Origin of the sequence: Bacillus sp. UNC437CL72CviS29 (assembly GCF_000482345.1) — a bacterium.
GTDB classification, from domain to species: Bacteria; Bacillota; Bacilli; order Bacillales; family Bacillaceae_G; genus Bacillus_A; species Bacillus_A arachidis.
In genome coordinates this window covers 181328-202422 of the sequence record NZ_AXVB01000005.1, presented here as the reverse complement: position 1 = coordinate 202422, position 21095 = coordinate 181328, and the positions used below count along the sequence as shown (strand labels likewise).

The following is a 21095-nucleotide window of genomic DNA, read 5'->3' as shown; positions in this document are numbered from 1 at the left end:
GAAACGGAAGGGTGAAGACATCCCAATGATCAACTAATTCTATTTTTCAAGAAATCTTCGTTAAAAAACGAAATATTCTTCTGAATAGGATTAGTATGTACATTTTTATATGTAAAAGGGATGTATTTTCGCGCTGCGAATAGACCTGTCTTTTATAATATGATTGTGCTGCCTCCTATTTAGAATGTGGAATAGGAGGCTTTTTTATGTCAATGGATGTAGAAACAAAACAAAAGGCTAGTGTATCTGTAGTATTAAAAAATCGATTTGTGCAAGCAATTATTGCTTCAGCATTATTTCTCCAGATAGGAATTTGGATCCGAAACTTTGCGGTACTGCTGTATGTAATGGATATGACGAATGGTGATGCATTTGCTATTTCAATGATTTCAGTTGCAGAATTTGCACCAATTTTCATTTTTTCATTTATAGGAGGCACATTCGCGGATAGGTGGAAACCAAAAAGAACGATGATTTGGTGCGAAGCTTTAAGTTCTTTATCAGTATTTGCAGTATTGCTTACGCTGATCTTTGGAAGTTGGAAAGTTGTATTTTTCGTCACACTTATCTCTGCAATTCTTTCGCAATTTTCACAGCCTTCAGGTATGAAATTATTTAAACAACATCTATCTACAGAAGAAGTACAGTTGGCTATGTCATTATATCAAACCATTTTTGCGATTTTCATGGTATTAGGTCCTATACTTGGAACGTTTATATTTCAAGCCTTCGGAATTTACACTTCTATTATTGTGACAGGTATTGCTTTTTTATTTGCGGCTTTAGTTTTGTTATTTCTGCCAAAAGATGTTGAAGAACAAGAAGAAAAGAAAAAAATGAGTTTGCTGCAAGAAATGGTGGATGGAATTAAATATGTAAAAGCAAAGAAAGCATTAACATTACTCGGTATTTGTTTTATGGCAGCAGGATTAGGGATTGGGCTGATTCAGCCACTCGGTATTTTTATCGTGACAGAACAATTAGATCTATCAAAAGAAAGCTTACAATGGCTATTAACTGTAAATGGTGCTGGAATGATTATTGGCGGAGCTTTAGCGATGGTATTTGCGAAAAATATTGCGCCGCAAAAGATGTTAATTTTAGGAATGTTAGCACAGGCAATTGGCATCGGTATCATTGGGTTTTCTACAAATTTATGGATCACACTTATCGCTCAGTTTTTCAGTGGTTTAGCTCTTCCTTGTATCCAAATTGGGATAAACACACTTATTATTCAAAATTCGGATACAGACTTTATTGGACGGGTAAATGGAATTTTGAGTCCTTTATTTACAGGTTCAATGGTATTAACGATGAGCATTGCTGGTTCATTAAAAGAAGTATTTTCACTAAGTACAATGTATGAAGGAACAGCATTACTATTTATTATTGGTTCATTATTTATTTTACCAATATATAATTTGAAACCAGTAGTAGGAACTTCAAATGAGGAGGGTGTCGTCCAACATGAATCCTAATCCGAATGTGAAATATCCTATCGAAAGTAACAAGAGTGTTCATTTTATTAAAAATACAATAACAAAACCAAATATTATTGTTGGAGATTATTCTTATTATGATTCGAAAAACGGGGAAACATTTGAAGATCAAGTGCTATATCATTATGAAATTTTTGGAGACCAATTGGTTATGGGGAAATTTTGCTGCATAGCACCCGGTGTTACATTTATAATGAATGGCGCAAATCATAGAATGGATGGATTTTCAGCGTATCCATTTAATATTTTCGGTCATGGATGGGAAAGATTCACACCGGAACTTTCTGACTTACCATTTAAAGGAGATATGGTTATTGGAAATGATGTATGGATTGGTATGGATGCGACAATTATGCCTGGAGTGAAGATAGGGGACGGAGCAATTATTGCTACAAAATCTGTTGTCACTAAAGATATTCCACCGTACACAATTGTCGGTGGCAATCCTGCCGTTGAAATTAAAAAGAGATTTTCAGACGAAATCATAAATGGACTATTAGAAATAAAGTGGTGGCACTTGGATATAAAAATTATTTCTGAAAATATTAATGCGATTGTAAGTGGGGATATGGAAGCGTTGAAAAAATTATTAGACGCTTAAGTGTGAAAAATATGCAAAAAAGGAGGGCTCCATGATTAAAGATGAGTCCTCCTTTTTTCATTCATTTTATCAATTTTATAAACAAAACCACCATCACACCATAAGTCGTAACAAAATGTTTCTGGTTTAGATAGAAGGGTTTGGGAGCGCTCAACCCACCTTAAAATATCTGTATTCGTTGAATTTGCAGCACTTTGTAAGATATTTTGAAGTGATTCTATATTATATGTATTTCCGCTAGTCCGAATAGCATCTCCAACTAATAGATATAAACAATGAAGAAAAAAAACTTGGTTGGGGCAATTTGTATCACTTGCAATATTCAGTATCATTTCCGCGACATTAGTGATATTGCATACCGATAAGTCCCAGTCTTGTTCAGGGAAAATAGCATCTTCGGTATAAGCCCATTCAATAATTTCTTTCGTTGTTGGATTCCACGGATCTTTCATTATGCAATCTCCTTTATCATTTATAAAATAATAAATCAATTATATAACAGAAAAAAAGTTTGAGGAAAATGTTTCTCTTGTCTAATTCTACATGATCATTCTTAAGCGTAGTATCAATACAAATAAAAAATAGAAGTATCATACCTCTCAAATTTGTTAATGATAAAAGAATAAGGAGGTGTGATACTTATGGCACAAGATGTTTTATGTGAAGTAAACAACTGTCAATTTTGGGGTAACGGAAACAAATGTAATGCAGAGGCAATTTATGTAGTGAGCCATAAAGGTAACAAAGCATCTACAACGGAAGAAACTGATTGCAAAACCTTCATTCCTGAAGCTTAAATAATAAGGGGTAACCGCAGGTGGTTGCCCTTTTAATAATTATAGTATTGATAATAAATTTCATTTTCATTCACTGTATTTTCTTTTTTGTAGTTTTCTATATTTTTTTCATGAGAGAAGTAATCCAAGCTAGTTCATGCTCAATGCGTGATTTACTTTGCTGTACGACTTCCGAAATAAAAAGTGATGTTTCAGATAAAGATTGAATAGATGTTAATTGTGTATATAGCACATTTTGACGAGTCGTTAAAACTTCTTTTCGAGCTTCGTAATCCAGCTTCTCAAACAATGCAACACGTACAAGAAATTCAGCATCATTAGAAGCTAGTTTCTCTGGAAACTCTCGCATCATTTCATAAAAGATTTCTTCACCCGTTTGAGTTAAGGCATAAATGTTACGGTTTGGTTTACCTATTTGTTGATGGACCTTTTTTGTAATTGCTCCCATATCTTCAAAACGCCGAAGAGCCGGATAGAGCATGTTATGATTGAGTTCAAAATTTTCTCCAAGACGATTTTGAATGTTTTTCTTTATTTCATAACCATACTTTGGTCCAGAAGTTAATTCTGCGAGTAGTAAAATATCAACATACATATGTATCCCCCCTAATTTTTTCTCAAGTTTTTATCCGTAAATATCTCCTTTATATATGTTAAAATAACATATGTTAGTCTGTACATCTTTGAACTGCCTACCTATTACTTTTTATTTTAATAGAAAAGGGAGGAAAGAACTATGAATTCGCCTGAAAATGTAATTTTGGTTCATGAAATTTCAAAGCTTAAAACAAAAGAAAAGCTGTGGAATCCTTATGAGTGGTATAAGCATATGAGAGAAAATCATCCGGTCTATTATGATGCGGAGCAAGATGTATGGAATGTCTTTTTATATGATGATGTGAACCGTGTTTTATCTGATTATCGCCTATTTTCAAGCAGAAGAGATCGTCGTCAATTTTCCATTCCTCCTTTAGAAACAAGAGTAAATTTAAATTCTTCTGATCCTCCAGAGCATCGAAACATTCGATCAATTGTTTCAAAAGCATTTACCCCAAGAAGTCTTCAGCAGTGGAAACCACGGATACAAGCAATTGCAAATGAACTTGTGCAAGATATGAATCATTTTGATGAAATCGATATTGTAGAGCAGTTTGCTGCACCTCTACCTGTAACTGTTATTTCTGATTTATTAGGTGTTCCAACAACAGACAGAAAACAAATTAAGATGTGGTCAGATATTTTGTTCATGCCATATAGCAAAGAGAAGTTTAGCAATTTAGATACACAGAAAGAAGTCACTTTACATGAATTTAAAGCTTATCTTCTCCCAATTGTTCAAGAGAAACGGTACCATTTGAAAGAAGATATTATTTCAGACCTGATCAGAGCAGAGTATGAAGGAGAAAGATTGACTGACGAGGAAATTGTTACATTTTCATTAGGACTATTAGCCGCGGGGAATGAAACCACTACAAACCTTATTATTAATAGCTTTTATTGCTTTTTAGTAGATGCACCTGGGGTATATAAAGAGTTAGGCGAAAGTCCAGAGCTGATTCCTAAAGCGATAGAAGAGGTACTACGTTATCGTTTCCCAGTTACATTAGCCCGTACTATAACAGAAGATACAACAATATTTGGACCAAAAATGAAAAAAGGACAAATGATTGTTACGTGGATAAGTGCTGCCAACTTAGATGAGAATAAATTTCCGCAAGCAGATCGCTTTGATTTACATCGATCTGGAAATGAAAAACATTTAACATTTGGCAAAGGACCACACTTTTGTTTAGGGGCACCACTCGCTCGTTTAGAAGCTGAAGTTGCATTAACTACGTTTATTAGCAATTTTAAAAAGCTAGAGCTTTCACCATCCTTTCATTTAGCGAACTGTGTATTAGAGAATGAACAAACGTTAAAACAACTTCCTATTCTTTTGAAGGAATAAAGCGTATTAAAAAATGAAAACCCCTATTTTATGTAGGTGTTTTCATTTTTTTAATATGTTTTTTATAATATCTAAGATATTTTCAAACGAATTTAAAAATATCTCTTGACATGAAACGCTTTTCATAAATTATAACTAAGTTGGGTTTGACAAAGTAAATATGGAAACGATACCTGATTTATCTGTTTATCCTACTATTTACGAACAAGAAGCCATCCGATTTCAGTGGAAGGAAATAGAGGAATCAACTGCCCATATAATCCTGATTCGTGAAGGCTACTAATTAGTGGTTTCACTTTATATGAGCATGTTTATTTATAGAAAGTGGTGACGAAACAATGAAATTAATTGCGATTGATTTAGATGGAACTCTTCTTTCAAGAAATAAAATGATTAGTAAAGAAAATGCAGAAGCGATTCAAAAATGTCAGGAGCAGAGGCATGTGATAGCGATTTGTACAGGACGTTCTATTGTCGATATTGAACGACTTTTACTGGAAGCGAATTTACAGTGTCCAATTATTGCAGAAAACGGAGCTCTTATTTATACGAATCAAAAAATGATGAAAAGATATCCAATTCAAAATAAACAAGCCTTTGAAATTGTCGAGTATCTTGAACAAAATCGTATGTATTATCAACTGTATACAGATCGAGGTGTATACGTTCCGGCGTATGGTGAAGAAAGTGTAAATCATGAAATAGAATGGATAAAAAGATCAAATAAAGATATGGATCAGCAAGAGCTTGAGGTCATCGCAGCACTGTATCTTGAACATACAGCATTTCATATCACAGAAAGCTGTAAATCAATATTAGCAGAAGAGATTTATGTGCATAAGCTTTTACCATTTTCCTATAACATAGAGAAATTACAAAAATTAAAAAGGCATTTTCAACATAATACAGAGCTAGCAATTACTGCTTCATATTGGCATAATTTAGAGATTAACCATCGTGACGCTCAAAAGGGTAATGGTTTATATACTTTAGCTGAACATCTTAATATTCCGGTAGAGAATACCGTTGCGATAGGCGATGGTCTTAACGATATTTCAATGATGGAAAAAGCACATATGTCTATCGCGATGGGAAATGCAGTAGACGAAATTAAAAAGATTTGTCACTATGAAACACGATCGAATGAAGAACATGGTGTTGCACATGCTCTTTATCAATATGTCATAGAAAAAAAGTAAAAAAGAATCCACAAAGGATTCTTTTTTACTTTTATTAGGGGTAAGGTATTCTATGAGATTCATAGAAGCCTTATTACAGCTCATTATATAGAATATATTGGTAGTATTGTATATATTTTTAAATTATTTTGTGAATAATTTGTGAATTTTTTAATTCTATTACACGTATGGAAAGGCAGTTATATACCATTTTGAACACTTTTTAATTGAAAAATAAAATTTATTTGAATAATTATGCTCTTGCTATATACCTATGAGAACATTATTCGTATAATGGAGAAGCGTGATTAAAAATTGGTATTAAATTTACATATAGAGGTGGAAAGAGAATGAATGCTCGGCTATTGGAACTCATTGATGTAAACACAATAGAAACCATGGCAGAACAATTTTATAAATTAACAAACATTTCACATCAACTTCTTGATCAAAATATGGCATGTGTTTTTTCATTTGGTATGAATCGAGAAGAAAATAAACAACTTACAAAGATTGAAATTCCGTTTTTTTTACATGAGCAACATCTTGGTTCATTTGTTGCCTGTTCAATAAAAAATGACATTCTTACTTGTCAAAAATACTTCGAAATGCTTTCAAAACTCATTGTAGATAGTGCAATGAATAAACTTCAAAACCAAACAAAAAATATACATTTACTTTCTCAAAAAGAAGAACAGCTACACACAATCTTACAAAATATGCCCATTATGGTTGATGCTCTTGATAAAAATGGAAAATTTATATTATGGAACCGGGAATGTGAGCTCGTAACAGGTTATGCTGCAGAAGAAATCGTTGGGAATCCAAAAGCGCTTGAACTGCTATACCCTGATGAAAGTTATCGCAAGCAAATGCAAAAGAAATTTTCGGTTCGTGGAAAAAGTTTTCGAGATTGGGAAATGAATTTAACATGCAAAAATGGAGAAATAAAAACAATCATGTGGTCAAATATTTCAGAACAGTTCCCAGTACCTGGCTATAGCTATTGGGCAGTTGGAGTTGATATTACTCATCGAAAAGGAATTGAAGAGCAATTAAAGCAACAAACATCTGAACTAGAGCTTATTTTCAAAGCATTACCTGATTTGTGCTTTTTAACCGAGGCTGATGGAACAATTATAGATTATAAAGCCGGTTCGCCAGCTAAGTTTTACGTACCGGCAGAATCTTTTATGGGGAAAAAGTTTTATGAGGTCTTGCCTTCACCCGTTGCACAGCAATTTCGTGAAGCAATTCACCAAGTGCAGCATAAAGAATCAACTGTTATTGTTGAATACCCACTCACACTTAAGGGCAGTATTAGTTTCTTTGAAGCTAGATGTTTACCATTGTTAAAAGATAAGGTCATGATTATTGTCCGTGATATTACGGAACGTAAAAAGACTGAAGAGTTATTGAATAAATCAGATACACTTGCGGCAATTGGACAATTAGCTGCAGGGGTAGCCCATGAAGTCCGAAATCCATTGACTGTGATTAAAGGATTTATTCAATTATTTCAAATTAATCAAGCAGACCAAGATAAATATTTTGAACTTATGCTATCAGAAATTGAAAGAATTGAAGCTATACTTCATGAGTTTTTATCGATTGCAAAAACTGATGTTATTCCAACTGAAAAGAAGAATCTCTGTTTCATATTAAAAAATGTCGTTTCGTTAATCAATACGAAGGCAATCATGACAAATATTCAAATTAATCTTCATATAGAATCAAAAGAATTAATCATTGATTGTTGTGAAAATCAATTAAAACAAGTCTTTATTAATATTTTACAAAACTCAATTGAAGCAATGCCAGATGGAGGAGAAATATCTATTTACGTGAAAAAATCAGAGCGTGAGGAGGTTATTATTAATATAGTTGATGAGGGCTTAGGAATTCCTGAAGAAAGAATAAAAAGACTTGGTGAACCTTTTTATAGTACGAAAGAAAAAGGAACTGGCATTGGGCTAATGCTCAGTTATAAAATTATTGAAAGTCATCAAGGAAGAATTAGCATAATGAGTGAGGTAGGAGTAGGAACATCAGTTACAATTTATTTACCTATGTTTCAAAGTGAGCAGGTTACTTCTCATTCAGCGATGCCATCTATAACAAAGGCTTTGTAATCGAGATTAATTTCCATTGACGGTAAAGAAAAGAGGTCATCTTATCACCCTATAAGATAGCCTCTTTTCTTTGTTATCCAGCGAATTGTACTGCAGTTTTAGCATGTAAAAAAGCAGTATCAAATACAGGAATAGAAAGATCTTTTTGTGAAATGAGTAACGGAATTTCAGTACAACCTAATAAAATTCCTTCTGCACCATTTTCAATAAGTTTTTGAATGATTTGTAAGAAACGTACTTTGGACTGCTTTGAAATAATTCCTTTACTTAATTCATAGAGAATGACATTATGAATGAAATTTCGGTCATCTTCTTTCGGAATCATTGTTTCAATTCCATAATTAGCTAATCTTGTTTTATAAAATTCCTGTTCCATTGTTTGTTTTGTTCCAAGTAAACCAATTCGTTTCACATCGTGTTCAACAATTTCTTCAGCACTTACATCACCAATGTGGAGAAGGGGAATAGAGATTGCTTGTTCTACTTCTTCCGCAAATTGATGTACTGTATTTGAGCACATAAGTATACAATCTGCACCAGAATTCTCTATTTTTTTTGCTACTTGAACGAGTTGTTTTTGCACTTCTTCATATTGTTGATTTTGTAATAAATTCGTCACTTCGCCAAAATCCATGCTATAAAGGACAAGCTTTGCATTTTGATTATACTGAGATAGAGTTAGTGTATTAATATGTTTATAATAAAGAGACGTTGATTCCCAGCTTAATCCACCAATTAATCCGATTATTTTCATGTCAAATCCCTCCCGTAAACATGCTTTATTTAACTTATTATTCCATAATTCCGATAAGAATACAATGTTTTAATTGTTTATTTTTCGAAAAATAAAAATAGTAGGAAAAGTGTTGGGATTAATTTGCGTTAATGCAATAATACAAGTTACAAACGAATACTTATCTAGAGAGGTGGAGGGAACGGCCCGATGAAACCTCAGCAACCCTTATTTACTACAAAATAGGAAGGTGCTAATTCCGCAAAGGACATATTGTCTTTTGAAAGATAAGAGGATCATATATTCATATGCAAATGGCCTCTTATAGCAGAGGTCATTTTTTATTGGGAAGAAAGGAAGTGAAGGCTCATAATTCAATGTTTTTTTACATAGGACTAATAGAAACTCACTAAAATGAGAGGAGAATTCATATGAACAAATTATCTACAAAATTAGTCGTAGCAATTGGAATCGGTTCTGCAATATATGGTGTATTAGGTCTATGGGGATTTTCAATTGCACCAAACACATTTATCAAGCCTGCTTTGGCTATATTAACAATATTTGGTGCGATTTTCGGGCCATTTGCAGGACTTTTGATTGGTCTTATCGGTCATACGGTGACAGATACCATCGCTGGATGGGGAGTATGGTGGGGATGGGTACTTAGCTCAGGTATTATTGGATTTACGATGGGACTTGTACAAAAACGAGCAAGTTTCAGTGTGAAAAATGGAATATTTCGTAATAGAGATATTTCATATTTTGCTATAACAGGTTTAATTGGGATTGTCGTTGCAATGATATTTGCTGGTGCTTTTGATATTATCATTATGGGTGAACCTTTGGATAAAATTGTTATTCAAGTACTTGGTGCAACGATTGCAGATATCCTTGTATTCTTAATTCTAGGTTTACCAATCACACTGGGATTAGCGAAAGCAAATAAAAAACATACACATTTGAAGATTGAAAAGTAGGGAGATTATTATGAAGCCGATTATTTCCTTTGAACAATTTACATTTCAATATAAACAAGTGACAGAACCTACTTTAAAGGATGTTACATTCCGTATTTACCCAGGCGAAAAAGTATTGATTGCCGGTCGAAGTGGATCAGGAAAGTCAACATTGGCCCATTGTATAAATGGGCTTATCCCTTTTTCATATGAGGGATCAAGTACTGGGAACATTTCAATATGTGGTAAGGATCCGCGAAAAGGCAGTATTTTTGAACAAAGCAAGCATGTAGGAACTATTTTACAAGATCAAGATTCTCAGTTTATTGGTTTAACCGTAGGAGAAGATGTTGCTTTTTCATTAGAAAACGATTGTGTAGAACAGGAGAAGATGAAGGCCGTTGTTATGGACTCACTACAGAAAGTACAGATGCATACGTTTCATTCACGAAGCCCACATGAATTATCTGGTGGTCAAAAACAAACTGTTTCTCTTGCAGGACTGTTAACAACACATGCTGACATATTACTATTTGATGAGCCATTAGCAAACTTAGACCCCATGAGTAGTTTGAAAACAGTAGAACTTATACGAAAGGTGCATCAACAATTTAATAAAACAGTTGTTATTATTGAGCATAGAATAGAAGAAATACTAAAGTTAGACCTTGATAAAATCATATTAATAGAAGAAGGAAAAATTGTAGCAATTGATTCGCCAGAAAAAATTTTACAAACAAACATGCTACAAAAAATAGGGTTAAGAGAGCCTGTATATATTGAAGCGTTAAAAAATATAAAAATGAATACTTTAAATGAAGAATTATATCCAATTGAAACGCTAGATCATGAGAAAGTGAATAAAGCGATCAAGCAATGGATGTTACATTCTACTATGTCTAAAAAACAACCTAAAAAAGAAATCTTATGCGAAATAGAAAATATATCATTTTCATATTCGCACAAAGATTTTACATTAAGGGACATATCACTCTCTATACAAAGAGGAGAAATTGTAGCGTTATTAGGCCATAATGGTGCAGGTAAATCTACATTTGCACATACATTAACGGGAATGAACAAAACGAAGAAAGGAGAGATTGTATTTGATAATGAAAATATAAGTTCATGGTCTATCCGAAAGCGTGGAGAAGTGATCTCCTATGTCATGCAAAATCCTAATCACATGATTACACAATCTACTGTTTGGGATGAAGTTGCTTTCTCATTAAAATTAAAGAAAGTTTCTAGCGCAGAAATAAATAAACGAGTGGAAGAGGTATTGCGAATTTGTGGATTATATCCATTTCGAAATTGGCCAATTCAAGCGTTAAGTTACGGACAAAAAAAGAGGCTTACTATTGCATCGGTTTTAACAAGAGATCCGAAGCTTATCATCTTAGACGAGCCAACAGCAGGACAAGATTATTTTCATTATCAACAATTTATGTCCTGTATAAGTCTATTAGCGATACAAGGAATATCATTCATCTTTATTACACATGATATGAACCTAGCTTTAGAATATGCAGACCGTGCAGTTGTCCTCGATAAAGGGAAAATACTTGCTGATGGTACTGTTTCAAATGTATTAACAAATAGCGAAGTATTACAACAATCTAATTTAGGGGAAAGTTCGCTAATAACATTAGTAAAATTGAGTAAAGTCCCTTATCCAGAAGTTTTTGTACAAATGTATATGGAGGCAAAAAGGAGGGGAGATTATGAATAAATCAGATTTATTTTATATAGATAATTATACATATTTTCATCGTATGGACGGCGCAATTAAATTGTTGTTATTTATAATTTGGATGACTCTTACATTTATATTTTTTGATTTTCGTATTTTATTATGCTTGTTTTTCATTGGTTGTTTAGGGTTAGTGATTGCTAAAATCCCTTTTAAAAAAATTGTAATTATATTTAGTGTTATTTTCACATTTAGTATGCTAAATTCATTGATGATTTTATTGATTACACCAACCCATGGATCTGAGTTAACTGGTACAAGTACAGCATTTTTGTATATTGGATATGCTACTATCACGTTTGAAACACTCTTTTATGCTCTTACGCTCTCATTAAAGTATTTTACATTATTACCATTTACACTTATTTTCATATACACAACGCATCCAAGCGAGTTCGCTAGCAGTCTATATAAAATTGGATTACCGTATAAGATTGCCTACGCGATAAATATCGCGCTTCGCTACATACCGAATATACAAGCGGAATACCAATTGATTAAGCACGCTCAAGAAGCAAGAGGTGTACCATTTGAAAGAGGAGAAGCGGATTTTTGGGAACGTATTAAAAACCGGATACTCATCTTTTGGCCACTTGTTACTCACTCTTTAGAGCGAATTGATACTGTTTCAAATGCAATGGATTTACGCGGATTCGGAAAAAAAGAGAAACGAACATGGTATTTTACAACAAAAGCAAAACAAGAGGATTATATAGGATTCATTATCGGCATTATCATTTTAGTATTTGCCATTTACCTAAAGTTTAATATTTTTAAAGGGTTTTGGTATCCACTTTAAGTTTCTCGATGTTATACAGATAAAATTTAGGCACTCGCGAAGTGTCTTTTTAAATTTAGCCAAGACATGCTCAAAAATCATATAAAAACATACTGTATAATACGAACCCGTTAATAAACAATCAATTTATTCATTAGTTTTATACTAAAAGGAGGAGAAAACATGAGTTTCGGTGGTTCTTGTGGTTTTGGTGGAGGTTTTGCATTATTAGTTGTGCTATTTATTTTATTAATTATTGTTGGATGCAGCTGCTGGGGTTGAGGGTATTAAAAACTATCCATTTATTTAATCATTCGTCACAGAATTATGTAATTAGAAAAACTATTAAAGGTACTTTTTAGTATCAATACGAGATTCAATCCGAAAAAGGAGCTATCATGCTCCTTTTTATATTGAAATTTTACCGAAATAACAAAGTGAACCTTCAAAAAAATTGTTGAATTTACATACTTTTTCATTGTAAATATTTGTGATTAAAAGGCGAGTTTTTATTATTCACGATAGTTATTGGTTTTGATTCCCTGGTTTCTTTTGACTGTTAGGCATAATTTCATCGGCAAACTCTACATTTGTCAAATTTACTTTGGATGGAATAAATGTTTTTGTCGTATTTTGAACACCTTGGAATAAACGTTGAATAGGGTTCATCATATTTGAATTACGTGTTGCTACTACACTAAAAACTGTTCCTAATCCTAGTAAAGAGAACCAAATCCAGCTTCTATTGTTATTCCGTCTATTTCTAAATAATTTAAACATTTGCTGAGTTCTTCTTCCAGAATTGAATAGTGACATCAAGAAGTTAAGAGTATTCATTTTTTACCCCCTGTAAAAATAATTAGGAAAAAGAAACACTAAGTTTAATTCCATATGATTTATGTTGCAATATTTTATAGAAATTTATGATGCTAATGTATGCTAATATTTCTTAATTCTTTTTTCCTAAAAACCCTAAGTGTACTTGCAGGCTCCCTCATTCCAAAGGAAAACATGTACAGGTCAATTGGGTTTTTAGGATTTAAAGTTCATTTGTTTACATAATGTTTTTTAATCAATGAGATGAAGTATATTGAAAATGAGTTGAAAAGGAATGATATTCATTTTCTATGTCATTTATAGAACAAAATGCATTGTAATTTATTCTAAATAGTTGCCGGAATAGAAAAAAAGAAGTGCCACATAATAACAGAAATGAGTGAAGAGACACATCGTCAAGTGTACTACACTACACAAGGTTATTTATTGCATAACATATCATCTGTTTTTTAAACTAAATAAAAAGAAAAACTTGAGAAGCGACTAAATTCATTTTTTAAACGAGAATCGGCTTTAACGTTATCAGGAACGTATAACAAAATAATATTGACGCTTATAGCTAACAAATGGAAATACTCATGTACTAAAATGAATTTTAGTATGCATTATTTTTAGAGATATCTTTTTCTAGAAAAAGAGTTGGAAATGATTTTAGATTGTTGAGGTGATTACATATATGCCAATGTTGAATGTGGACGGTAGTAGTCTGTATTATATCGTTAAGGGAAAAGGGGTTCCTATTGTTTTTATTCATCCTCCTGTACTTACTTGTGTGAATTTTGAGTATCAAATAGAGGAATTATCTCGAAATTTTAAGGTGATTGCTTTTGATATTAGAGGGCACGGAAGAAGTCAGTATTCAGAACAACCGATTACCTATCCACTGATTGCTGAAGACATTAGATGTTTGTTGGATCATTTGGAAATTAAGAAAGCATTTGTATGTGGATATTCGACTGGAAGCTCTATCGCATTAGAATTTTTATTGGCTTTTGCTGAAAAAGTGTTAGGGGCTATTCTAATTGGGGGAATGTCAGAAGTGAGGGATGGGTATCTAAAGAATAAGATTTCACTTGGCATGAAACTGGCAAAAGCGGGGGCAGTTTCATTTTTAGCATGGTCTATTTCATGGAGTAACTCAAATACACATAAATTGTTCATACAGATGTTTAAAGAAGCGCGAAAAGGGAATGCCAAAAATATCTGGCAGTATTATCGTTATAGTTTGCATTATAATTGTACGAATCAGCTTAGAAATATTCAGCATCCGGTTTTATTGGTGTATGGTAAGAAGGATAAAGTATTTTATAGTCATGCCAAATTATTGCATGAAAAATTGCCATGTAATGAATTAAAATTCATTGATCACGTAAAGCATCAAATTCCTACAAAAGCAGCGAAGTGCCTAAATGAAATGATTCAGCAGTTTGCTTTTATTCATACTGATATGAATCTTTTTATTTATCCATAAAAAAACATATTGATTTCGAAGTTATATGTGTTTATTGCTCCAAAGATTTAATGAGAAAGGAGCTACCATGCTCCTTTTTATAATTGATATGTTAAAGAGTAGGGATCATTCAAGAGTTATTTTTCCTAAATATGTTGAATTATTTTTGTATACTGGTGATTGATACTGATTGAGTCTTTTGAATGTAAAACCTAATCAGTACATATGTGAGTAGTGATACAACTATGTTAGGTAATAAAAAATGGAGTAAAGAAGGAATATCTACAAGATGGGGATAGTCAAGACCTTTTACAGGGATGAAAAACTGCTATCTTAATGGATCTTTTGGAAAAAATTTGATTGAGCGTGAAATTCCATCCAAAATGAAGTCAAATAGGTAGTAGAGCATCGATTTTATTTTTTGAAAAGCATATGCTTATACAAAGCCAGAGAATGCTGTTGTTAAAAAGATAAGGATTATTGGAACAAAACTTTCAAATAAACCGTAAGAAAACCAGTGATATACACCAAAATAAATTGAGGAAACAGTAAGGCTCATCTGAAAAATGAATCCCTCGAACATTGTATATCCCATCAAAAACCAATATGTCTCCTTTATAGAGTCAAAAATAAAAAGGAGCATAGGAGCCCCTTTTAAATCAACATGTTAGTGTTTTTAGTAATCTCATTACTTTGTGGAAATGTAATCGTTAAAGTGGTTCCTTTATTAACAACACTATTTATATCTAAAGTACCATTCATCGTTTCAATAATTTTCAATGCAACCATCGTACCTAAACCTGTTCCTTTTGTTTTTGTACTAAAATAAGGTTCCCCAAATCGGTTGATTTGCTCTTGTGTCATACCAATTCCACTATCTTTAATGACAATAGTAATTTTGTTTTCACAAACAGATGATTTGACACTTAGTTTTCCGCCGTTTGGCATCGCTTCTATACTGTTCTTTATTAAGTTTAAAAAGCATTGCTGAAAATGTTGTGTATTCCCGGTGATGGAACCTGTTTCTAATTTCTCAGAAACATTTATAGAATTCATATTACATAATGGCATCATCATACTTATTACTCTTTTTAATTCTTGATCTATTACAATGTTATCAATTTTTTGTGATGCCGGCTTAGCAAATGTTAAGTAGTCATCAATGATAACCTGCGCGCGGTTTAGTTCTCCAAGAATATGTTCAATATATTGTTCGCGCGATTCTTGTGATAAATTTGGAGTTTTAAGGAGTTGAGTAAAGCCTTTTACTACGGTAAGAGGATTTCTTACTTCATGTGAAATACTCGCAGCAAGTTGACTCACAATCTCCATCTTCTCCATTTTTACTAGTTTTGACCGCATAATAACGGCATCTCTTAAAACTTCATTTATATACACAACAAATAACATGATAATAGGAGGCAGTATAATAAAATAAGCGATATATAATTTTGTAATTGGGAAATCCGATAAAACTACAGCGATAAAGGTTGTAAGTAAAGCAAGGAAAAAAGGTAAAATCATTGATATAATAAGCTTTTTTCTTCTGCTTAATTGATTGAATTTAGAAGAATAATAGGCAGTAAAAATAAGCATGGTAATATAAACAATAACTGTTAAAAAGTTAACACCGTAAAAAACAAACCGAATCAATAGCATGATAGATAATAAAGCAATTCCAACTGGTAAACCGCCATAAAGTGTACCTATTAAAAATGGGATTTGTCTCAAATCATGAACACAATTTTCATCGATGTATATAGGGAATTTCATGCATAAAATTAATGGTACACTAGTGCAAATAACAATAAGTGTTTTTTTGTATTTTTTGAAAAATATTCTATTATTATATAGAAAGTAAAAAACAAAGACGCTAATTAAAATGTAAAGCAAATTATTTAATACGTTTTGATTGATATATATAAAATCCATCTAGCATGCCTCATTATTGTAGTTTTCGATACTATAAGTTATTATACAGAAAAAACATAACTTCTTCATGTATTAATTATTTTACTACAATGAAGGAGGATTACTTTTTCATACTCATTTTGTTACGCGCAAATTCCCATTCTAAATAAAACTCTTCAACTGATGTATAGCGTTGATTTCTATTTTTGTCTACCGCACGCGATACTACGTCATACAATTCTTTTCCTGCTTCCCATTTAGCGAAAGTGTGATTGCGTCCGCCTCCTAATAACACAAAAGCGGTTGCCCCCATATTAAATACATTTGTTTTCTCATCAATTACTGCGCCAAGCTCGAATTCCTCTGGTGACATAAATCGTGATGATCCCCAAAGTCTTCCCATTGTATTGATATAGGGTTTCTTTTTATATAAGTCGATATCACAAATTTTTATTTTGTTTGTTTTAAAATCATATAAAATACTTCCGTCATAAAAATCTATTGCTACATAGTTTTTTCTTTCAACATGTACATGGAAAGAAAAAATATGATCGAGTGAAGTAAGACGCTCTTCAATTGATAATTGTTTATAGCGATAAAATGGAGAATTTGGATCACTGTAATTTGTTGGTGTTGGAAATGAACAATGTGAATGAAGGCATTCCCCGTTAAACCAATTAAAGATTGCTACATAACCATTCTGCACTTCAAAATGGTCTATCAATTCAACTAAATAGTTATGTTTTAACTCTTCATAAAGTAACATAGCTTGTTTAAGAGTTACTATTGCATCTGCTGGATTACCTGCATAATTCATTGTTTTTGCTCCAGCAAATTTAACAAGCATCTTCTTTCCATTTTTTTCGATACCAAAGCAAATATTCCCTGAATCTTGTTGATCAAAGACTGCAAATATTTTTCCAAGACTGGCAAGCCAATTGAAGTCGTGTTGCTCTTTTAATTGAAAAGTGACATCATTTAAATGAATTGTAATCGGAATTCCGTTCATTTTGCACCTCGTATTCTATATAATTAGATTAAATATTATTATATTCAAGAAAGATAATGAAAAAACCTGTTTTACTTAGTTAGAAGGCTAAGTAATTCAAATGGAAGGTGAAAAATGGATAAACAAATAACCATTGAACCATATAATATAAATTGGCATAAGGAATTTGTAGAAGAGAAAAAGAAATTTGTTGCACTACTAAAAAAAGAAATTATAGCAATCGAACATATTGGAAGTACGTCAATAAAAGGTTTAGATGCTAAACCCATCATTGATATGATGATAGGTGTTAAAAATTTAAATTTGGTTGATCGTTGGATAGAACCATTGCAAACAATAGGATATGAATATGTATTTCATAAGCACTTTCCACAGAGACGTTTTTTTAGAAAAGGGAAATGGAGAGCAGGTACACATCATTTACACGTTTATACATACGGTGGTCAAGAGTGGAAGAACAATTTATTATTTCGTGATTTTATGAGAAATCATGAATGGGCACATATTGAATACAGACAATTAAAACAAGAGCTTGCCATGAAGTATCCATTTGATCGAGTGTCATATACTAATGCCAAAGAACCTTTTATTCAAAAGATCATTGCACTGGCGAAAGAAAATCTATACATATAAAAATTAAGGTGGGAAATTTGATTTTTAGTTCACATAAAGTATTTCTCATCTTATTCTAATCTTTCTTTCATTCTTTTTTCTTTTTTGATTGCTACAATTTGGAATGTAGTGATGTTTTGAAATTGAAAGAGGGATGCAAAATGAAGAAAATGTTCGGAAGTCAAATTTTTCATTTGTTTATAAAAGTTATAGGAGTTTGTGTTATTGCATTTAGTGTTATGGTATATATCGCAAATTTTATGCTAGGAGATCAAATAGAATTAAAAAGTGTAAATAAAACTCTTGGATCTCTTGGTGAATATGGCACGATTGCAGCTATATCGCTTTGGTTTTTACACCATATTTGGTTATTTTTGCACAAAAATAAAATATCCAAATTTAAGTATATGAAAGAGTTATATATGTTAGCAAAGAAATATCATATGTTTATTGGTTATGCTGTATTAGCTGTTGCAACAACACATGGAGTTTATTTTTTTATAAAGGGAAGTCACCACATGATACAGATTTACAGTGGTATATTTACTTTTTGCATTTTAGTATTACTGAGCTCTGTTGGAATTCTTTTGAATAGGAGTAAAAACAGAAATAAATCGGTATTATATCGAAACTTACATCAAATGATTGCGATTTTATTTGGATTAGGATTGATAATTCATTTAATGCTATAGGAGGAATTAAAATTGCATCACATATTAATAATTGAAGATGAAGAAAGTTTAGCTGAATTTTTAGAATTAGAATTAAAATATGAAGGATATGCAGTAGAGGTACAATATGATGGGCGAAAAGGATTGGAAGCAGCCCTAGAGAAGAACTATGATATTATACTTCTTGATTTGATGTTACCGGGACTGAGTGGAATTGAAGTATGTCGTAGACTGCGTGCGACAAAGAATACTCCCATTATTATGTTAACAGCGCGTGATAGTATTATGGATCGCGTTACAGGATTAGATAGCGGTGCTGATGATTACTTACCGAAACCATTTGCAATTGAAGAACTCCTGGCAAGAATACGAGTTATATTTAGACGCGAACAAAAAGAAGAAAGTAAGTCAACACTATTGCTTGCTTTTAAAGATTTACAGTTACATGTAGAATCAAGAACGCTAAGAAAAAATGATGAGATCATTGAATTAACGAACAAAGAATTTGAGTTATTACTCACGTTTATGAAGAATATTAACAGAGTGCTTACACGAGATATACTTTTAGAGCAAGTGTGGGGTTACGATGCGATTGTGGAAACAAATATTGTTGATGTATATGTTCGCTATTTACGAAACAAATTACATGGGATAGATAAGGAGGAGTATATCCAGACTGTTAGAGGAGCTGGGTATGTGATGAGATGATTAAAGATTTTGTACAGCGCATTCGACACCTTCCGATAAAATGGAAACTAACTCTTTGGTCAACCACGTTATTATTTATCTTATTCGCTTTATATAATATTTTACAGTTTATTGTGATTAATCAGTGGTCAGTAGAATATGAAAAGAAACAAATGAACAGGCAAGTAAAAGAAATAGCAGCATATTTTACTGATAAAAAAGAAACACTTTCTAACCAAACGATTGAAAACAGTAAGGACTTTCTTAATAATATGAATGATAAGCATCAGATTATTCGAATTTTAGATAAAGATGGACAACCAGTTGTCTCAGTTTCTCGTGATTTTAATCCGAAGTGGGCTTCTCCTAAAGCGGTTACTCAGCCTGAAACTTATATAAAGAGACACTTAGAAGATAGGATATTAATAGAACGGATGCCAATTCAAACAGTGACATTTAAGGGGACAATTGAGGTTGGAGAAAATTTAGAGGCCTTCGATCACTTGTTAAAAATTATTTTCGTTGTAATGGTTGCAGCTGGTATTGGTGGACTTATACTTAGTTTTTTAGGTGGGAGGATTATTGCTAAACAACTTTTATTAAGTGTTCAGAATATAACTGATACGATGAATCGAATTAAAACAAACGGATTAAAAGAAAGAGTTCCCGTACGAGAAAATAATGATGAACTTGCGAAGTTAGGCTTTCTATTTAATGAACTAATGGATGATGTAGAAAGATCTTTTTTACAACAAAAGCAGTTTGTTGAAGATGCTTCACATGAACTTCGAACACCTCTTACAATTATTCAAGGACATTTATCCATGTTAAACCGTTGGGGAAAGGATGATCCTGTTATTTTACAAAAATCACTTCAATCTAGTTTGAAAGAAGTGGATCGATTGAATAAGTTAGTTTCAGAATTATTAGAGTTATCCAGAACAGAATCGGAGCAAATTCCTGCATCATCAGTCGAGCTTGTACATGTAAATACTGTGTTAAAACAAGTAATCCAAAATTTTGAAGTTCTTCAAACCGAATTTGAATTTGATATACAATTATATGCCGAAGAGGCTTATGCGGCTATACCAGCACCTTACTTAGAGCAAATAATAATTATCATACTAGATAACGCAATTAAATATACCAAAACAAATGATAAATACATTTGTATTCAAACGAATATACAAACTGAAAATATTATCATACGTATTATAGATCATGGCGTCGGAATACCCGAATCAGATTTACCATATGTACTTAATCGTTTTTATAGAGTAGATAAAGCAAGGAGTCGTAAGGAGGGGGGAAATGGCCTAGGGCTTTCCATCGCAAAACGACTTATAGAAAAATATAATGGAAATATTATATTAGAAAGTAAGGAAAAAGAAGGTACATCAGTTACAATTTCGTTTCCTTATGTCGCACATAAAAATGAGAAATAGATGAGAAAAGTTTTAAGGTATTTTCATATTGCTGTTGTATACTGTGTAAAGCGATAAAACTTGTACTTCTTTAAAGTACGAATGTAATGAAAATA

21 protein-coding genes and 1 riboswitch are annotated in these 21095 nt (G+C 32.3%); of the genes, 15 read left to right on the top strand and 6 right to left on the bottom strand.

What is annotated here, in order from left to right; all coding sequences use genetic code 11:
• Positions 1–206: 206 nt before the first annotated feature.
• Together M014_RS0106245 and M014_RS0106240 are read left to right on the top strand one after the other, a co-directional pair.
• The gene (locus tag M014_RS0106245) at positions 207–1478 is read left to right on the top strand and encodes an MFS transporter (protein WP_026590948.1); all 1272 of its coding nucleotides are present in this window, start codon (positions 207–209) and stop codon (positions 1476–1478) included.
• Entirely contained in the window at positions 1468–2100 is a 633-nt protein-coding gene (locus M014_RS0106240; protein WP_026590947.1) for a Vat family streptogramin A O-acetyltransferase, read from the top strand. Before M014_RS0106245 ends, M014_RS0106240 begins: the two co-directional genes overlap by 11 nt.
• 35 nt (positions 2101–2135) lie before the next feature.
• Here the strand turns inward: M014_RS0106240 and M014_RS0106235 are convergent, their stop codons facing one another.
• Positions 2136–2552 (bottom strand): hypothetical protein, encoded by a 417-nt coding sequence (locus tag M014_RS0106235; RefSeq protein WP_026590946.1) that lies wholly within the window; start codon positions 2550–2552, stop codon positions 2136–2138.
• A 189-nt stretch (positions 2553–2741) separates the two neighbouring features.
• On the opposite strand from M014_RS0106235, the gene M014_RS27965 reads away from it, so the two are divergent.
• Positions 2742–2897, top strand: a complete 156-nt coding sequence (locus M014_RS27965; protein ID WP_081810977.1) for a DUF1540 domain-containing protein — start codon at positions 2742–2744, stop codon at positions 2895–2897.
• Positions 2898–2994: 97 nt separating this feature from the next.
• On the opposite strand, the gene M014_RS0106225 is transcribed toward M014_RS27965, so the two are convergent.
• Positions 2995–3492, bottom strand: coding sequence for a PadR family transcriptional regulator (locus M014_RS0106225; RefSeq protein WP_026590945.1), 498 nt, complete (start codon positions 3490–3492; stop codon positions 2995–2997).
• Between the two features lie 141 nt (positions 3493–3633).
• Here M014_RS0106225 and M014_RS0106220 point away from each other — a divergent pair, with 141 nt between their 5' ends.
• The 3 genes from M014_RS0106220 (at position 3634) to M014_RS0106210 (ending at position 8155) form a co-directional block, all read left to right on the top strand.
• Positions 3634–4845: a cytochrome P450 gene (locus M014_RS0106220; RefSeq protein WP_026590944.1), complete on the top strand. Its 1212-nt coding sequence runs from the start codon at positions 3634–3636 to the stop codon at positions 4843–4845.
• A gap of 338 nt (positions 4846–5183) precedes the next feature.
• Positions 5184–6044, top strand: coding sequence for a Cof-type HAD-IIB family hydrolase (locus M014_RS0106215; RefSeq protein WP_026590943.1), 861 nt, complete (start codon positions 5184–5186; stop codon positions 6042–6044).
• Positions 6045–6373: 329 nt separating this feature from the next.
• A complete protein-coding gene (locus tag M014_RS0106210) occupies positions 6374–8155 on the top strand; it encodes a PAS domain-containing sensor histidine kinase (RefSeq protein ID WP_026590942.1) in 1782 nt (593 codons plus the stop codon).
• Between the two features lie 73 nt (positions 8156–8228).
• On the opposite strand, the gene M014_RS0106205 is transcribed toward M014_RS0106210, so the two are convergent.
• Positions 8229–8909, bottom strand: a complete 681-nt coding sequence (locus M014_RS0106205; RefSeq protein ID WP_026590941.1) for an aspartate/glutamate racemase family protein — start codon at positions 8907–8909, stop codon at positions 8229–8231.
• Positions 8910–9066: 157 nt separating this feature from the next.
• Positions 9067–9182: riboswitch (SAM riboswitch) on the top strand.
• Between the two features lie 137 nt (positions 9183–9319).
• Between M014_RS0106205 and M014_RS0106200 the strand changes: the two genes are divergently transcribed.
• From M014_RS0106200 to M014_RS27960, 4 genes are all read left to right on the top strand, one after another.
• Complete coding sequence (locus M014_RS0106200; protein WP_026590940.1) at positions 9320–9868, top strand: ECF-type riboflavin transporter substrate-binding protein; 549 nt, start codon at positions 9320–9322, stop codon at positions 9866–9868.
• Between the two features lie 10 nt (positions 9869–9878).
• On the top strand, positions 9879–11579 hold the full coding sequence (locus M014_RS0106195; RefSeq protein WP_026590939.1) for an ABC transporter ATP-binding protein: 1701 nt from the start codon (positions 9879–9881) through the stop codon (positions 11577–11579).
• Entirely contained in the window at positions 11572–12399 is an 828-nt protein-coding gene (locus tag M014_RS0106190; protein ID WP_035414641.1) for an energy-coupling factor transporter transmembrane component T family protein, read from the top strand. Before M014_RS0106195 ends, M014_RS0106190 begins: the two co-directional genes overlap by 8 nt.
• A 162-nt stretch (positions 12400–12561) precedes the next feature.
• Complete coding sequence (locus M014_RS27960; protein ID WP_016115012.1) at positions 12562–12660, top strand: YjcZ family sporulation protein; 99 nt, start codon at positions 12562–12564, stop codon at positions 12658–12660.
• A gap of 243 nt (positions 12661–12903) precedes the next feature.
• Here the strand turns inward: M014_RS27960 and M014_RS0106180 are convergent, their stop codons facing one another.
• Positions 12904–13215 carry a hypothetical protein gene (locus M014_RS0106180; RefSeq protein WP_026590937.1) on the bottom strand — a complete coding sequence of 104 codons (312 nt, stop codon included), beginning with the start codon at positions 13213–13215 and terminating at the stop codon, positions 12904–12906.
• Between the two features lie 676 nt (positions 13216–13891).
• Between M014_RS0106180 and M014_RS0106175 the strand changes: the two genes are divergently transcribed.
• Complete coding sequence (locus M014_RS0106175; RefSeq protein WP_026590936.1) at positions 13892–14686, top strand: alpha/beta fold hydrolase; 795 nt, start codon at positions 13892–13894, stop codon at positions 14684–14686.
• Positions 14687–15319: 633 nt separating this feature from the next.
• Here the strand turns inward: M014_RS0106175 and M014_RS0106165 are convergent.
• Positions 15320–16597 carry a sensor histidine kinase gene (locus M014_RS0106165; protein WP_026590935.1) on the bottom strand — a complete coding sequence of 426 codons (1278 nt, stop codon included), beginning with the start codon at positions 16595–16597 and terminating at the stop codon, positions 15320–15322.
• Between the two features lie 100 nt (positions 16598–16697).
• Complete coding sequence (locus M014_RS0106160) at positions 16698–17585, bottom strand: serine/threonine protein kinase (RefSeq protein ID WP_026590934.1); 888 nt, start codon at positions 17583–17585, stop codon at positions 16698–16700.
• A 114-nt stretch (positions 17586–17699) separates the two neighbouring features.
• Between M014_RS0106160 and M014_RS0106155 the strand changes: the two genes are divergently transcribed.
• The 4 genes from M014_RS0106155 to M014_RS0106140 all read left to right on the top strand — a co-directional run bounded on the left by M014_RS0106155 (position 17700) and on the right by M014_RS0106140 (position 21000).
• The gene (locus M014_RS0106155) at positions 17700–18218 is read left to right on the top strand and encodes a GrpB family protein (RefSeq protein WP_026590933.1); all 519 of its coding nucleotides are present in this window, start codon (positions 17700–17702) and stop codon (positions 18216–18218) included.
• Positions 18219–18358: 140 nt separating this feature from the next.
• Positions 18359–18889, top strand: a complete 531-nt coding sequence (locus M014_RS0106150; protein WP_026590932.1) for a hypothetical protein — start codon at positions 18359–18361, stop codon at positions 18887–18889.
• Between the two features lie 12 nt (positions 18890–18901).
• Positions 18902–19576 (top strand): response regulator transcription factor, encoded by a 675-nt coding sequence (locus M014_RS0106145; protein ID WP_026590931.1) that lies wholly within the window; start codon positions 18902–18904, stop codon positions 19574–19576.
• A complete protein-coding gene (locus M014_RS0106140; protein WP_026590930.1) occupies positions 19573–21000 on the top strand; it encodes a HAMP domain-containing sensor histidine kinase in 1428 nt (475 codons plus the stop codon). Before M014_RS0106145 ends, M014_RS0106140 begins: the two co-directional genes overlap by 4 nt.
• The last annotated feature ends 95 nt before the right edge of the window (positions 21001–21095 follow it).

Coding starts and splice junctions, on each gene's coding strand:
- M014_RS0106235 (WP_026590946.1), bottom strand. CDS start 2,552: ATGAAAGATCCGTGGAATCCAACAACGAAAGAAATTATTGAATGGGCT.
- M014_RS0106200 (WP_026590940.1), top strand. CDS start 9,320: ATGAACAAATTATCTACAAAATTAGTCGTAGCAATTGGAATCGGTTCT.
- M014_RS0106210 (WP_026590942.1), top strand. CDS start 6,374: ATGAATGCTCGGCTATTGGAACTCATTGATGTAAACACAATAGAAACC.
- M014_RS0106150 (WP_026590932.1), top strand. CDS start 18,359: ATGAAGAAAATGTTCGGAAGTCAAATTTTTCATTTGTTTATAAAAGTT.
- M014_RS27960 (WP_016115012.1), top strand. CDS start 12,562: ATGAGTTTCGGTGGTTCTTGTGGTTTTGGTGGAGGTTTTGCATTATTA.
- M014_RS0106180 (WP_026590937.1), bottom strand. CDS start 13,215: ATGAATACTCTTAACTTCTTGATGTCACTATTCAATTCTGGAAGAAGA.
- M014_RS0106215 (WP_026590943.1), top strand. CDS start 5,184: ATGAAATTAATTGCGATTGATTTAGATGGAACTCTTCTTTCAAGAAAT.
- M014_RS0106140 (WP_026590930.1), top strand. CDS start 19,573: ATGATTAAAGATTTTGTACAGCGCATTCGACACCTTCCGATAAAATGG.
- M014_RS0106245 (WP_026590948.1), top strand. CDS start 207: ATGTCAATGGATGTAGAAACAAAACAAAAGGCTAGTGTATCTGTAGTA.
- M014_RS0106155 (WP_026590933.1), top strand. CDS start 17,700: ATGGATAAACAAATAACCATTGAACCATATAATATAAATTGGCATAAG.
- M014_RS0106220 (WP_026590944.1), top strand. CDS start 3,634: ATGAATTCGCCTGAAAATGTAATTTTGGTTCATGAAATTTCAAAGCTT.
- M014_RS27965 (WP_081810977.1), top strand. CDS start 2,742: ATGGCACAAGATGTTTTATGTGAAGTAAACAACTGTCAATTTTGGGGT.
- M014_RS0106205 (WP_026590941.1), bottom strand. CDS start 8,909: ATGAAAATAATCGGATTAATTGGTGGATTAAGCTGGGAATCAACGTCT.
- M014_RS0106160 (WP_026590934.1), bottom strand. CDS start 17,585: ATGAACGGAATTCCGATTACAATTCATTTAAATGATGTCACTTTTCAA.
- M014_RS0106225 (WP_026590945.1), bottom strand. CDS start 3,492: ATGTATGTTGATATTTTACTACTCGCAGAATTAACTTCTGGACCAAAG.
- M014_RS0106190 (WP_035414641.1), top strand. CDS start 11,572: ATGAATAAATCAGATTTATTTTATATAGATAATTATACATATTTTCAT.
- M014_RS0106240 (WP_026590947.1), top strand. CDS start 1,468: ATGAATCCTAATCCGAATGTGAAATATCCTATCGAAAGTAACAAGAGT.
- M014_RS0106165 (WP_026590935.1), bottom strand. CDS start 16,597: ATGGATTTTATATATATCAATCAAAACGTATTAAATAATTTGCTTTAC.
- M014_RS0106195 (WP_026590939.1), top strand. CDS start 9,879: ATGAAGCCGATTATTTCCTTTGAACAATTTACATTTCAATATAAACAA.
- M014_RS0106175 (WP_026590936.1), top strand. CDS start 13,892: ATGCCAATGTTGAATGTGGACGGTAGTAGTCTGTATTATATCGTTAAG.